Below are 13,648 nucleotides of genomic sequence, written 5' to 3' on the forward strand. Positions count from 1 at the left end.
CGTCAAAGTCACAGTTGCTGATTGTTTCCCACGCGCTTCTCATTCGGTGCACAAACGCAAGACAACGCATGAATGGACGTTAATATCGCTACGCAACAGGTGAGCTCTGACGCGATTTGCGCAGAGCCGCGCCGATGAAAATGCGATGAGGCAAGCGCCGCTATCGCCGACTCGATTCTGATGCAGGCCGGCCCCGCGTGCAGGCGCTGCTTGATCTACAGGAGGTCCAGATGCTCTACCCGATGTCGCCCAAAGTCGTCGAACTCAAGCGCAAGCTCGAAAGTTTCATGGACCGGCACATCTATCCGAACGAGGAGCGCTTCTATCGCGAAGCGGAGGAGCTCGGACCGTGGAAGGTCTATCCGGTCGTCGAGGAGCTGAAGCCGCTGGCGCGCGCCGAAAGTCTCTGGAATTTGTTCCTGCCGGAGTCCGGCCACGGCGCGGGTCTCACCAATCTCGAATATGCCCCGCTCTGCGAGGTGATGGGGCGCACGCATCTGGCGCCCGAAGTGTTCAACTGCTCGGCGCCCGACACCGGCAACATGGAGGTGCTGGAGCGCTATGGCACGGAGAAGGACAAGGAGCGCTGGTTGAAGCCGCTGCTCGCCGGCGAAATCCGCTCCTGCTTCGCCATGACCGAGCCCGCGGTCGCATCATCCGATGCGACGAACATCGAAAGCTCGATCGTGCGCGACGGCGACCATTACGTCATCAACGGGCGGAAATGGTACACGACCAACGCAACCGATCCGCGCTGCAAGATCTGCATCTTCATGGGCAAGACCGATCCGGACAATCCCGACCGCCACAAGCAGCAATCCATGATCCTCGTGCCGATGGACACGCCGGGCATCGAGGTCAAGCGTCCGCTGCCCGTGTTCGGCTTCTACGGCGTGCCCGACCGCGCTTCCGAGGTCGTCTTCACCAATGTGCGCGTGCCCAAGGAGAACATGCTGCTGGGCGAAGGCCGCGGCTTCGAGATCGCACAGGGCCGCCTCGGCCCAGGCCGCATCCATCACTGCATGCGGCTGATCGGCCTTGCCGAGCGCACACTGGAAAAGATGTGCCGCCGCGTGCGCAGCCGCGTCGCCTTCGGCAAGCCGGTCTCGGAGCAGACCGTGACACAGGAGCGAATCGCGGAAGCCCGCATCATGATCGAGCAGGCCCGGCTGCTGACGCTTAACGCCGCCTATGCGATGGACACGGTCGGCAACAAGGTCGCGAAGGCTGAGATCGCGATGATCAAGGTCGCCGTGCCCAACATGGCCTGCCAGATCATCGACTGGGCCATCCAGGCGCACGGCGGCGGCGGCACCTCGAACGATTTCGGTCTGACCCAGGCCTACGCGACCGCGCGCCTGCTGCGGCTTGCCGATGGGCCGGATGAGGTGCACCGAAACCAGATCGCGCGGTTCGAGCTGAAGAAATACTCGAATGCCTGAGCAGACGCTGGTTCGTCAGTCCCGAGCCGACGCCTGAGCGTCGAAGTTTAATCGATGCTTGGCGGCTCCTGGATGGGTGCAGAGACATTTTGCTTCGAAATCGCTTCGAGCATCGCTCCGAAAATGATGATCGGCAGATAGAACGCAAGCATGATCGTATTCCTCCTGCTGTGACAACCTTGGCCTGCAGGACCAGGTTCCTCAAATTGACACTCGCCCGCCTCGGAACAATTTCGTCGCTTACCTAGCTACCGACGAAACCGAGTCGCAGGCAGTATCATGAACGCATCGCGTCAATCGCATGGGCGATCAGAACGACTGCGCTCGCGGCAATGAGAAACACAAACAACCAGCTCATGTCCGCCTCCGATCCCGGAAGTGAACGCGGTCATCCATGCACAGTCAAAAACCATCGGTCTGGAACCGCTATTCAACGGCTGGCTGATGCTTCGCAGCAACATTTGCGTCCGCTCGCGGCTCTATCGGCAGAATGCCAAAAGGAGCAACGCGCCGACGACGCAGGCTGCCAGGACTAGAAACCAAACGCCCATACGGTCCCCCGACTCACACAAGCGCGTCAGGATTAGCCCTGCGATTTGGCATTGAAACGCCTGTTGGTGGTTTTCCCCAAGCCAGGCGCGATCCATGGGCTCGTTGCGTTAGTCCAATACCTCTACCGTCGCGGAGCGGCCGGCGACGAGCGAGATGGTGTCGGGGACATTGTCCAACGCGATGCGCACGGGGACGCGCTGGGCGAGCCGCACCCAGCTGAAGGTCGGGTTGACATTGGCAAGCAGGTTCGCGCCCTCAGCGCGGTCGCGGTCCTCGATGCCGGCGGCGATGCTCTCGACATGGCCCGACAGCGTGACCGTTTCGCCCATCAGGCGGACCCGCACCTTGTCGCCGGTGCGGATGCGCGCGAGCTTTGTCTCTTCGAAATAACCCTCCACGTGCAACGTATCCGTGTCGACCAGCGCCATCACGCCCTTGCCGGCCGTGACGTAAGCGCCGGGACGCAGATCCATGTTGGTGATGACACCGTTCACGGAGGCGTGGACCTCGCTGCGATCGAGGTTGAGCTGGGCGACCGCGCGGTCGGCGACGGCCTGATCGAACGCCGCCTTGGCCTGGAGCTGGGTGGCCAACACCTGCTCCTGCTTCTGCTGCGATACCGCATCGGTGGTCAGCGCGCTGTAGCGCTTCAAATCGGAATTGGCCTGGTCGAGCGTGGCCTGATGACCCGCCACGGATGCATCGGCTTGCCGCAAGGCCAGCGCGAAACGTTCGCGATCAATCCGGAACAGCACATCGCCGCGATGGACTTTCTGGTTGTCCTTGACCAGCACCTCCGTGACGAACCCGGATACGTCAGGCGCGACCTGCACCACGTCGGCACGGACGCGGCCGTCGCGGGTCCAGGGCTGCTCCATGTAATAGACCCAAAGCTCACGGCCGACCGCGAGCGCGGCGACGACGGCGAGAACGGTCAGCGCAAGGCGGCCAAACCAGGCGAAATTCCCCTTCATGGCAAAAACTCCGAGAGATAGACGACGCCGCCGAGAAGACAGACGAAAATCGCGAAATCGAACAGCGCACGATGCCAGACCAGCCGGTAGAGGTCGAAGCGCTGCATGAGCCGGCGCAGGATCGCGCTCAGGACATAGGCGACGATGATCCACAGCAGCAGCGCCGGCACGAGCACGCCATAGATGTCGATCACGTATCTCATGCTGCAACACTCGCGCCTGTACGCGGCCGGTAGGCCGGTGCGTCCGGGAACAGGCCGCGGCGGATGCCGACGAGGCCGATCAGGGCGTCTTCGCGCGCGCGGTCATTGGAATCCGTCACCGCCTTGGCCAGCGCCCGATCGACGCTGGTCAACAGCTCGGTCGGCATTCTTCCACCGGCATGGCTGCGGCAAGCGATCGCGAGCTGATCAAGCATGTCGTCGATGACGGCAATGGTGGTTGCGGCAAGCCCATAGCGGGCGCGGCGCAGGTCGATGATATTGATCCCGATTCGAAGCTGCACGAGGCTGTCGGCATCGTGGCGATCGCTCTCGGAGAGGAAGGCGATCCGCTGCACCAGAAGGCCCAGACGGTGCAGCATGAGGCCCGCAAACTCTGCCCGATCATGCTTGCCACGGCGCTCGGCAGCGACCGCGAGCGTCTTCCAACTCGACAGCACCAGGCGATTGGCGATCCACTCCGCGCCCACGCCGCGCGCGATCCGCGTCACGAGCTCGGCGATGACGACGCCGACGAAGAAGGCGACCGCGGAATTGGCATAGGTTGCGAAGTCCGCGCTGTAGGTCGATTGCAACGCCAATAGCGTTGCGGTGTTGGCCGCGAGCGCCATGCCTGTTCCCGCCGTTGCAGGCCGTCCGATCAGGAAGCCGTAGAGCAGAAAAGTCGGCGCCAGCGCGACGATCAGAACCTCGATATGGGAGATCGCGGGCACCAGCGCGAACAGATAGATCGCGACGACCACGATGGCGACCAGCGACCACAGGCCGAAACTGCGGATGAAACGTGCGGGCTCGTCCTGCGCCGCAAAGAAGGAGCACGCGACCGCCGCCATCATCGGCGCCGAGGCGCCGTCCGGCCAGCCGGTCCCGATCCAGAACGCGCAGCAGATCAGGATGGCCGTGGCCGCGCCGGCCGCCGACCACAAGGCAAGGCCGCGGTCGCGATGGCGCACCGGCGCGGCGCCGGCCTCGGAACGGAAGGCCAGATCGAGCGTCGAAACATTGCGGCTCTCGGCGATGGCCTCGCTAAGCACGTGGCAGTCGCGCGAGAGGTCGACCAGCTCGCGCAGCCGCAACAGCAGGCTCGTGGTGATGATCCGCTCCCATGAGGCGCTGTCATCGAGCACCGCCTGTCGCTCTGCAATCATGGCGCGGATCGGCTCGGCCGGTTGCCGCGCGCCGACATCGCTCGCAATCCATTGCGCAAGATCCTCCAGCAGCCGCTTCAACTCGGGCTGCCGGCGCAACGCCTCCTCCCCCAGCGCTCCCAGCCGATCCTCCAGCGAGGCGATCACCGGCAAGAGCATCAGCATGCGCAGCCGGATCTCGCTGAGGCCCGTCACCGCATTGCGATCGGTCAGCCGGTCATACGCAAGATGGGTGGAAAGCGTGTCGATCTCGACGATGTCGGTCGCAAGCTTGAGTCGCCTGCCGCGGCGCGTTTCGCTCGTCCCTTGGCGAAGCAGCACCGCCTGGCTCAGGCGCTGCGCATCCGACAGCCAGGCGTCGACGCGATTGGCAACGGCTGGCGCGACGCTGCGAGGAAGGACGATGGTGGAGACGAGGCTCGCGCAGATGATGCCGAGGGAGATCTCCTCCACCCGCGCAATGGCGGTATCGAAGATGGCGCCGGGCTCGGAGACCGAGGGAAACCCGATCAACGCGACCGTGTATCCCGCCAGCATGAAGACGTAGCTGCGCGGCGTGCCATCCAGCAGCGACAGATAGAGGCAGAGCCCGACCCAGAGCGCGATCGCGAGGCAAAGCAATTCCGGTGCATCGATCAGGTTCGGCACCAGCGCCACCGTCATGGTGGCGCCGACCAGCGTGCCCATGACGCGGAAGAACGCTTTTGAGCTGGTCGCGCCCGCCAGCGGCTGCGAGGTGATGTAGACCGTCGCCATCGCCCAATAGGGCCGCGGCAGGTCCATGGCGAAGGCAATGACGAGCGCCAGCATCGACGCTGCAAACGTCTTCAACGCAAAAATGACGTCCGCGTGGCGGACCAGGAACGGCTCGTCTGCGCGCATGCTATTTCGTCTCTGGACCGGTCTTGGTGTCCTGCAGGCGACTGGCCCGCTGCTCGATGCGCTGAAGAGTTTCGAAGGTTATCGCAAGTTCGTCCGCGCCGATATCCTTGAGCAGGCTCGCCCGTACCCGGCGCAGCACCCGGTTGGTCTCTTCGACCTTGACCTCGCCCGCTTTGGTCAGATGTAGCGTTTTGGCACGGCGGTCGCTCGGATCCTCGCGGCGTTCAACCAGCCCCTCGGCCTCGAGCAGATCGATCAACCGGACCAGCGACGGCCCCTCGATGCCGAGCTCGTCGGCGAGCACGCCCTGGCGCACGTTCTCGCCTTGACGCGACAGCACCAGCAGCGGAATCGCGGTCGCATAGGACAGGCCGTGATCGGACAGCGCCTGATCCGACTCGCGGCGCCAGATGCGGGCCAGTCGCGCGATCAGCCGGCCGATCTCACCGTGGATATGAGCCTGCGAGGGAGCCATGCAAATTAGATAGGACGCGAACTATTAGCCTGCAACTATATAATCCGGCGTGTCGCAATCGATCACGCAAATGCGACCGAGGACAGCGCTGGATGGGACCGGGTTCCGCGACCGAGGCAAGGGAGATGATAGCGGGCGAGAGCACGCTGACGCTGGTCCCGACCTTCGTGGTCGTCGCTGTGGACGCGACGGGCATGGGAATCATCCTGCCGTTGCTGCCGTTCTACTCGCAGCGGCTCGGCGCGACGCCGTTCCTGCTCGGCGCGCTGATCTCGGCCTATGCCGTCTGTCAGCTCGTTGCCGGCCCTGTGGTGGGCATGCTCTCGGATCGTTACGGCCGGCGGAAGGTTCTGGTCGTCAGCCAGATCGGGACTTTCATCGGCTTCATCCTGCTCGCATTGGCGGGCAACCTGACGCTGGTGTTCCTGGCACGCATCATCGACGGCCTGACATCAGGCAACATCTCGGTCGCTCACGCCTATGCCGCCGAGCACAGCGCGCCGGCAACGCGCAAGCAGGCCCTCGGCATGACCAGCGGTGCGATCGGAACCGGGCTGCTGCTCGGCCCTGCTCTCTCGAGCTTCCTCGTGCACTACGGCCAGACCGCGCCGGTGTGGGCCGCGGCCGCGCTCTCGCTGATCAGCATCGTTGCGACGATCGCCCTGCTCCCGCCTGATCACCCGGCGTCCGAGCCGCTCTACCAGCACCGCGTGCCTGAGCCGACGCTGACCCGCAGCCTGCTCGGCATGCGCTATGCTTGGCGGCTGCTCGGCCTGCTCATCGTGTTCTTCTTCGTCAACTCGATGTTCCTGTCGCAGATCGGCCTGTTCCTGTCGGCGCGGTTCTCCTGGGACGGACATCCCTTCGGCGCGCGAGAGCTCGGCTGAATGTTCGCCTATGCCGGCTTCATCAACATGGTGGTTCAGGGACTGCTCATCACGCGTGTGAGCATCATCGCGTCAGACCGCAGCATCGTGATGACCGCGTTCGCTTGCATGGGTCTCGGATTTGCCGGACTTGCGGCCCGCGACAATGTCGGCCTGCTCGCAATCAACCTGACACTGATCATCGTCGGCACCATGTTCGCGCGCAGCACGCTGACGGCCGAGCTGTCGCGCTCGACCGCGATCAACCGTCAGGGCATGATTATGGGCCTGAACCAGTCGCTGATGTCGGGCGCGAATATCAGCGCGCCGCTCCTGGGCGGCGCGCTGATCGGTCATCGGCTGTTCGTTCCGTGGGCGCTTGCCATGGCCGCGATCGCGGCGATCGGCGTCGCACTGGCGGGCCAGTTGCTGGACACGCCGCGGGCGCGCTAGCGCCCTCGCCTCAGTTCACCACGTAGACGTCGGGATCGAAGCTCGAGCTCGGCTTCTTGAAGGCGTTGCGCAGGGCCGCCGACATCGGGACATTGTAGTTGAGGCCGTTCGGCGGCGTCGGCGATTCCAGCCAGCGCTTGTAGAGCACCTCGATCTCCGGGCTCGCGTAGAGCTCGGCGGTGGCACGGTCGGCGAGCGCCTTGAACGGCGCGTCTTCCCGCCGCAGCATGATCCCGAAGGGCTCGGCCTTCGAGAACGTCTCTTCGCTGATCATGAACAGCGCCGGCTCCTTCGAGCGCGCAATCGCGACCGCAAGCTGGACGTCGTCGAGCGCGTAAGCCTGAGCGCGGTCGGTTTCCAGCAGCAGGAACGCTTCGGCCTGATCCACGGCCGGCATTATTCTGATGCCGAGATTTCGTTCGGTGTTGACCTTGGCAAGCTGGTTCAGGTTGACCGAACCTGCCACCGCCGTGACGGCCTTGCCCTTGAGATCGTCGATGGTGTTGATCTTCGCGGCTTTCTTGGCTGCAAACCGGGTCGCGCTGAGGAAATGCGTGTTGGTGAAGGCGACCTGCTTCTGGCGGTCGGCGTTGTTTGTTGTCGCCGAGCAGTGCAGATCGAGGGTGCCGTTGACCATCAGCGGAATCCGGTTCGACGACGTCACGGCGAGGGTGTCGACGGCGATGTCGGGCATGCCGAGCTGCTTCTTCACGGCATCCACGATCTTGAGGCAGATATCCATCGCGAAGCCGATCGGCTTCTGGTTGCCGTCGAGATAGCTGAACGGAACCGAGGCCTCCTGATAGCCCAGCGTGATCTTCTTGGTCTCCTTGACCTTCTGGAGCGTGCCCGACAGGTCCTCGGCTGAGGCTGTGCCCGCAAGACATGTGACGGCCAGGATAATTGTGGGAAGACGCATCGGAGGCTCCTCAAGGGGATCGTGGGCCGCGCCGGCGCGCAGCCGCGCTGTGATAGCCCAGAGCCGGACCAACCGCCAGACGAGGTTCCGCCTATCAGCTATCGCGGTTTTATATCGGCCGGACCTAAGGGGGACGTGGCGCCCCGCCCTATTCGCAGGTGAGCTGCTGCTCGAACCAGCCGGAAACCCGCACCGACAGCGGCGGCCACATCCGCTGGAAATTCGAGAGCTTGCCGACATTGGCGCGGTACATCGCCCGCAACTCCTGCTCGATGGCCGGCAGGTCAACGCCCATGCAGGCCCCGTCCTTCGCGATCGTCTTGCCGGCGACGACGACCTCCTTCACCAGCGACGCATTGCCCCGCGCGAACAGAAGCTCCATGGGGTTGACGGGCATGATCTGATCTCGATCCAGCCGGTCGAGGTCGATCACGACGAAATCGGCGGGATTGCCTGCGACGAGCGCGCCGCTCCCGGGCGCGCCGGTGGCACGACGCCCGTTGCGGACAGCAAGCGCGAACAGCTCGGCCGGCGTCCAGGTCGCCCTGAAGCCGAGGCCGCCATGGGCCATCTGCACCAGCCGCATCTCGCGCAGGATGTCGTCGTCCTCGTCCAGCGCCAACCCGTCGACGCCGACCGCGATGGCGCAGCCACATTTGTGTGCGGCGGCGATCGGGGCGAGCCCCGAGCGCAGATGCATGTTCGAGCTGAAATTGGTGACGATGCGCGCGCCGGAGACTGCGATCATCTCCAGCTCATCGGGACGGGCGTGGATGCAGTGCGCCAGCGTCAGCCGCTCCGAGAGGAAGCCGATATCGCGCAGCCAACGCACCATGTCCGGAAAGTTTTGGTCGGCCCAGGCGCGCTGATAGACGGTCTCCAGCAGATGCATGTGAATGCGGCGGCCCGTCTGCGCCGAGTTCTCCGCCACCGCCTCCAGCAGCGGCTTCGAACACCATTGAACGCCGGCGGGTCCAAGCTGCACGTCGACCATCGGGCCGGAGATGGCGGCGGCAATCGCATCGGTCAGCTCGATATAGGCTTTCGGAGACATCGGCGCGCGGACAAAGAGGTCTTCGATGGTCTTGCGGTCGTCACCGGGGAGGCCGGAGAGAATTGGCTCGGCACCGCCATAAACGATCGGATTCTGGTCCCGCACCGCGAGGGCAAATGCCACGCGGATACCGACATCGGATGCCGCCCTCGCAATCGCCTTGGCTTCATCGAGCAACGGCATCGTCCCGCTTGGACGGGTGTAGTGCACCATCATCGCCGCGCAACCAGCCCTGGCGGAACGGGCCAGTGCAGAGACCGCGGTCAGATAGGGATCGATGGGCGAACCGAGCGCGGTGCGCAGGATCCAGCTTTCGAGGGGCATGCCGACCGCCCCGAAGGACGACGCGGTCGCGCGCGCATGGTCATGGGCGTTGACGAAGGCAGGAATGACGAAGGAGCGAGGCCCGCCAGCAGGCCCCGCTCCTTCAAGAATGTCGGTGATGATACCGTTATCGTGCCGCAGCACGACATTGTCGGTCACACCGAGATCAGGGCCACGGAACAGGCTGGTTGCCGCAATCTCCGTGGCCATGACGGTCTCTCCAAAGATCTGTGAAGATCAGTTGGCAGTATACACCAACTCCCGCTCCGCACGCGGCGGCAGGAACTCGCGCGAGAACACCTCTGCGGGCGTCGGCGCGCGGGCGAGCTGATAGCCCTCGACAACGATGCCGATCGCGCGCGTCATGCGGTCATCCTTGATGTCGCCGATGCCGATCTCCTTCATCTCGGGCGAGACGATCAGCTTGTCGAAGGAATATTGCAGCCGGCGCTTCTCGACGGCGACGTCGATCAGATTGTCGTAGTTCAGCGCCGCCTTCATGCCGGCGTTCTGGTCCTTGGCCACCGCGATCGCGCCTTTGTTGATGGCGCGCACGAGCCCGGCCACCGCCTTCGGATTGGACGCGATCAGCTTTTTCGAGACCATCACGCCGTTGGAGTAGAGGTCGAGGCCGTACTCACCGAACGAGAACCATTTGAAATCCTTGTCCGGGTCCTGGCGGTTGAGCACGAGGTTGAAGTAGCTGGTGATGTTGAACACGAGCGCCGCGTCGATATCGCCCTTGATCAGCATCGGCTCCTGGAGGTTCGGGGCCATGTTGGAGATCTTGATCTTCTCGCCGTCGAGCCCGTTCTTGCGGGTGAACACCGGCAACAGCCGCGTCGTCGGCGTGCCCTGCGCGCCGCCCAGCGTGTGGCCTTCAAAATCCTTGATGGTGTTGATGCCGCTGGTCTTCTTTGCGACGATCGCGAACGGCGGCTGGTTCCACATCATGTAGACCATGACGGGCGCCTCCTGCGGCTTGGTCGAGGCGTTCTGGATGATGGCGTTGACGTCGCCGAAGCCGGCGTCATAGGCCCCCGACATCACGCGCGTGACGGTGGCGCCGGAGCCTTCGCCCTGGTCGATGACGACGTTGAGGCCTTCCTCTTTGAAGTAGCCGTTGTCCTTGGCGTAGAAGAATGCGGCATCGCTGCCTTGCGTCTTCCAGCCCAGCGTGAACTTGATTGTGGTGTCCTCGGCCACGGCGGCGCCCGCGGACAGAGCCAATCCCAGCAGCGCGACTGTTACTTTTCTCAACATCGAGACCTCCTCAAGCTTCGTTGCGTGACGGTTCAGAAATTCAGGTGGCGATCACGTCGTTCTTGCGCGTGGCCCAGCCGGTGACACGGCCTTCGATCAGCGAGAACACGGCGTAGAGGGCGACGCCGAGGCCGGCGAGCACGAACAGGCCGGCGAACACCAGCGGCACGTTGAAATTCGAGGACGCGGTCATCATGACGTTGCCGATGCCGCGGTTGGAGGCGACCGTCTCCGACAGCACCGCACCGACGAAGGCATAGGAGATCGCGACCTTCAGCGAGGCGAAGAAGAACGGCATGGTCCTGGGCAGACCGACGTTCCAGAGGATGTCGAACTTGCTGGCGCCGAGCGCCTTCAATACGTCTTCGAGCTCGGGCTCGGTGGTCGCAAGGCCCGTGGCGATATTGACGACGATCGGGAAGAAGCAGATCGACAGCGCGGTCAGCACCGCCGGCACCGTGCCGGAGCCGAACCACAGCACGAAGATCGGCACCACCGCGACCTTGGGGATCGAGGAGAAGCCGATCAGCAGCGGATAGCAGGTGTCATAGGCCGTCCTGGAGACGCCGATGATGGCGCCGAGGGCGACACCCAGCGCAACGCCGAGGGCGAAGCCGAACATGGTGGTCGCGAGCGTCTGCACGATGTGCGGCCACAGCACCGGGAAGCGCTGGAACAGCGTGACAAAAACCTGCGACGGCCGCGGCAGCACCAGGTCGGACATGCCCGTCATCAAGCAGAACAACTCCCAGGCGACGAAGAACAGTACGATCAGCCCCGCCGACCACGCCTTCTGCCTGATATCGATCCCGAACATCAGCCTGTCCCCTGTTGGGCCGCGCTGCGCGCGTCCTCGATGAAGGCGCGCAGCTTCTGGTTCAGCGCGACGAAATCCGGCTCGAAGGTCATAGCGACGGTGCGCGGCCGCGCGAATTCGACGCGGCTGTCGTCGAGGATGCGGCCGGGGCGCGCACTCATCACGCAGATGCGGCTGGCGAGGAAGCCGGCCTCACGCAAATCGTGCGTGACGAGCAGGACTGTCGGCTTGTGCGTCATCCAGAGGTTCTGGAGGATCGCCCACAGCTCCTCGCGGGTGAACTGGTCGAGCGCGCCGAACGGCTCATCAAGCAGCAGCATCCGCGGCTCATGGATCAGCGCACGGCAGAGATTGGCACGTTGGAGCATGCCGCCGGATAGCTGCCAGGGATAGCGACTGCCAAATCCCTTGAGGCCGACCTGCTCCAGCAGCGTATTGGCTTTGTCGCGAAACTCGGTCTTGCGCAGCTTTCGGAAGTTCGAGCGGAACGGCTCGACGATCTTCAGCGGCAACATGATGTTCCGCTCGATCGTCATCCACGGCAGCATGGTCGGGTTCTGGAACGCCATGCCGACGCGCAGCGCCCGTGCCGCGACCTCGCGGCCGCCGACGATGACGACGCCGCTGGTCGGCTGCACCAGGCCAGAGACCAGGCGCAAAATGGTTGATTTGCCGCATCCGGACGGGCCGACCAGTGCGACAAACTCGCCGTCGGCGATCCGCAACGTCGTCTTCGACAGAGCGGGCACGGCGCGGTCGTCGCGCCCGAAGATCACGGAGGCCTCGGACAGCTCGATGGCAACAGGGCCGGAGCCTTCGAGAACGGGCCGGCCGTCGAATTGGGCGTTGGGTTGCATGCGCATCACAACCAAAGTGCATGCAAGCTGAGTGCCAGTCGTCCACCCCCGCAAAATCAATGATTTGGCCAAACGACGCACCAAACGGCCGGATTCGATTTAGGCAATCCGGACGCCAAACTGCATGCAATTGGAGCGCCGGATTGGAGTAAGCCTGTGCTAAAGAGAGGTTTCGACCCTCCCCGCAAGGATTCGCCGATGGCGGCGCGCACCACCAGCAAGACCTCTGAATCATCGGACAAGGTCAGCGTGATCTGCCGCGCGCTCAGGCGCGCGATCATCGAGCAGGCGCTGGAACCCGGTGCAAAGCTGCCCGAGGATGCGCTGGGCGAACGTTTCGGCGTCAGCCGCACCATTGCGCGCCATGCGCTGGGGCAGCTTGCCGCCGAAGGCCTCGTCGAGCTCCGCCGCAACCGGATCGCGGTGGTGGCGACGCCGAGCTGGCAGGAGGCGCGCGACACCTTTGACATCCGCATCCAGCTCGAGGGCCTCGTCGTCCGCCAGCTCGCGGGCAAGCTGAGCAAGAGCCAGATCGCCGAGCTGAATGCCCATGTCGATGCCGAGGACCGCGCGCGCGGCGGCACGGATGCAGTTTCGATCCGGCTCGCCACCGAATTCCACATCCTGCTCGCGCACATGACGAACAGCCCGATCCTGGTGCGCTATGTCAGCGAGGTCGCCTATCGCTGCTGCCTGACGCTGTCGCTCTACAGCCGACCGCATTCCACCGAATGCGCCATCAACGAGCACCGCGCCATCATCGCATCGCTCGCCAAGGGCGACGAAGCCAAGGTGATGCAATTGATGCACCATCATCTGGATTCCGTGGCCAATCGTGCATTGGTGGCCCCCACCCCGCAACGCGGCCGCGACCTGCTCGATATTCTCGCGCCTTATGCGGATGAAGTGACGAGCGACCGCGTCGTCAAGCTGCCGAAAGTGGCGCGAAGAGGTTAGGCCTCAATCCCGCGCTGGACCAGGATACGCTCGGCGCTATCATTCCAGACGTCCATCTTCACGATCTGTCCGCTCCGCACGACGAAGCGATCGACATAGCGGTTGCCCTCGAACGGCGTGCCGTCCATCCACTCGCCATAGAGCGTGCCAACGCTGTAGACCACCGTCTCGTCCGCGCCCGGACAGACGTCGAACCGGTCCATCTTCTTCTTGACCCAGCGATAGCGTCTTGCGTTGAAGCCGGTCGGGCCGCGCGGATGATCGAACTCGCGCCCGCCGGTAAACGTGATCACCGTGCCCGGCTTCATGTAGGCCGCGGCGGCATCGGGATCGGGTATCATCGACGCCGTGAGATAGGCCTCCACGATCTCGGCGTCGGTCATCGGGCGTTCGGCTTTTGCGGGGACAGACATGGTGGGCTCTCCGAGGTGCCGGCATTCTACA

General features: G+C 64.0%; 14 protein-coding genes. 4 read left to right on the forward strand and 10 right to left on the reverse strand.

What is annotated here, in order from left to right; translation table 11 throughout:
- Positions 1–230 precede the first annotated feature (230 nt).
- A complete protein-coding gene (locus CT676_RS08655; protein ID WP_135214400.1) occupies positions 231–1,442 on the forward strand; it encodes an acyl-CoA dehydrogenase family protein in 1,212 nt (403 codons plus the stop codon).
- Positions 1,443–2,101: 659 nt separating this feature from the next.
- On the opposite strand, the gene CT676_RS08660 is transcribed toward CT676_RS08655, so the two are convergent.
- Genes CT676_RS08660 through CT676_RS08675 form a run of 4 tightly spaced genes read right to left on the reverse strand, consistent with a single transcriptional unit; the run spans position 2,102 to position 5,694 of the window.
- A complete protein-coding gene (locus CT676_RS08660) occupies positions 2,102–2,968 on the reverse strand; it encodes an HlyD family secretion protein (RefSeq protein ID WP_063983918.1) in 867 nt (288 codons plus the stop codon).
- Entirely contained in the window at positions 2,965–3,171 is a 207-nt protein-coding gene (locus tag CT676_RS08665; RefSeq protein WP_028146630.1) for a DUF1656 domain-containing protein, read from the reverse strand. The genes CT676_RS08660 and CT676_RS08665 overlap by 4 nt, the downstream gene beginning before the upstream one ends.
- Positions 3,168–5,219 (reverse strand): FUSC family protein, encoded by a 2,052-nt coding sequence (locus CT676_RS08670; protein ID WP_135214401.1) that lies wholly within the window; start codon positions 5,217–5,219, stop codon positions 3,168–3,170. Before CT676_RS08670 ends, CT676_RS08665 begins: the two co-directional genes overlap by 4 nt.
- 1 nt (position 5,220) lies before the next feature.
- Positions 5,221–5,694 (reverse strand): MarR family transcriptional regulator, encoded by a 474-nt coding sequence (locus tag CT676_RS08675; protein ID WP_063983920.1) that lies wholly within the window; start codon positions 5,692–5,694, stop codon positions 5,221–5,223.
- 92 nt (positions 5,695–5,786) lie between these two features.
- Here CT676_RS08675 and CT676_RS45160 point away from each other — a divergent pair, with 92 nt between their 5' ends.
- Together CT676_RS45160 and CT676_RS45165 are read left to right on the forward strand one after the other, a co-directional pair.
- Positions 5,787–6,581, forward strand: a complete 795-nt coding sequence (locus CT676_RS45160; protein WP_244623116.1) for an MFS transporter — start codon at positions 5,787–5,789, stop codon at positions 6,579–6,581.
- Entirely contained in the window at positions 6,582–7,013 is a 432-nt protein-coding gene (locus CT676_RS45165) for a hypothetical protein (RefSeq protein ID WP_244623117.1), read from the forward strand.
- Positions 7,014–7,023: 10 nt separating this feature from the next.
- On the opposite strand, the gene CT676_RS08685 is transcribed toward CT676_RS45165, so the two are convergent.
- The 5 genes from CT676_RS08685 to CT676_RS08705 form a co-directional block, all read right to left on the reverse strand.
- Entirely contained in the window at positions 7,024–7,932 is a 909-nt protein-coding gene (locus CT676_RS08685) for an amino acid ABC transporter substrate-binding protein (protein ID WP_135214402.1), read from the reverse strand.
- A 148-nt stretch (positions 7,933–8,080) separates the two neighbouring features.
- Complete coding sequence (locus CT676_RS08690) at positions 8,081–9,520, reverse strand: amidohydrolase family protein (RefSeq protein WP_135214403.1); 1,440 nt, start codon at positions 9,518–9,520, stop codon at positions 8,081–8,083.
- A 27-nt stretch (positions 9,521–9,547) separates the two neighbouring features.
- Complete coding sequence (locus CT676_RS08695; RefSeq protein ID WP_014496069.1) at positions 9,548–10,573, reverse strand: ABC transporter substrate-binding protein; 1,026 nt, start codon at positions 10,571–10,573, stop codon at positions 9,548–9,550.
- A gap of 40 nt (positions 10,574–10,613) precedes the next feature.
- A complete protein-coding gene (locus CT676_RS08700; RefSeq protein ID WP_085404785.1) occupies positions 10,614–11,390 on the reverse strand; it encodes an ABC transporter permease in 777 nt (258 codons plus the stop codon).
- On the reverse strand, positions 11,390–12,247 hold the full coding sequence (locus tag CT676_RS08705; RefSeq protein ID WP_244623118.1) for an ABC transporter ATP-binding protein: 858 nt from the start codon (positions 12,245–12,247) through the stop codon (positions 11,390–11,392). Before CT676_RS08705 ends, CT676_RS08700 begins: the two co-directional genes overlap by 1 nt.
- Before the next feature lie 198 nt (positions 12,248–12,445).
- Here CT676_RS08705 and CT676_RS08710 point away from each other — a divergent pair, with 198 nt between their 5' ends.
- Complete coding sequence (locus CT676_RS08710; protein WP_085404787.1) at positions 12,446–13,204, forward strand: GntR family transcriptional regulator; 759 nt, start codon at positions 12,446–12,448, stop codon at positions 13,202–13,204.
- Here the strand turns inward: CT676_RS08710 and CT676_RS08715 are convergent.
- A complete protein-coding gene (locus CT676_RS08715) occupies positions 13,201–13,617 on the reverse strand; it encodes a hypothetical protein (protein ID WP_085404788.1) in 417 nt (138 codons plus the stop codon). The genes CT676_RS08710 and CT676_RS08715 overlap by 4 nt on opposite strands.
- Positions 13,618–13,648 lie beyond the last annotated feature (31 nt).

The organism is Bradyrhizobium sp. MOS001, from assembly GCF_004634465.1.
GTDB classification, from domain to species: Bacteria; Pseudomonadota; Alphaproteobacteria; order Rhizobiales; family Xanthobacteraceae; genus Bradyrhizobium; species Bradyrhizobium barranii.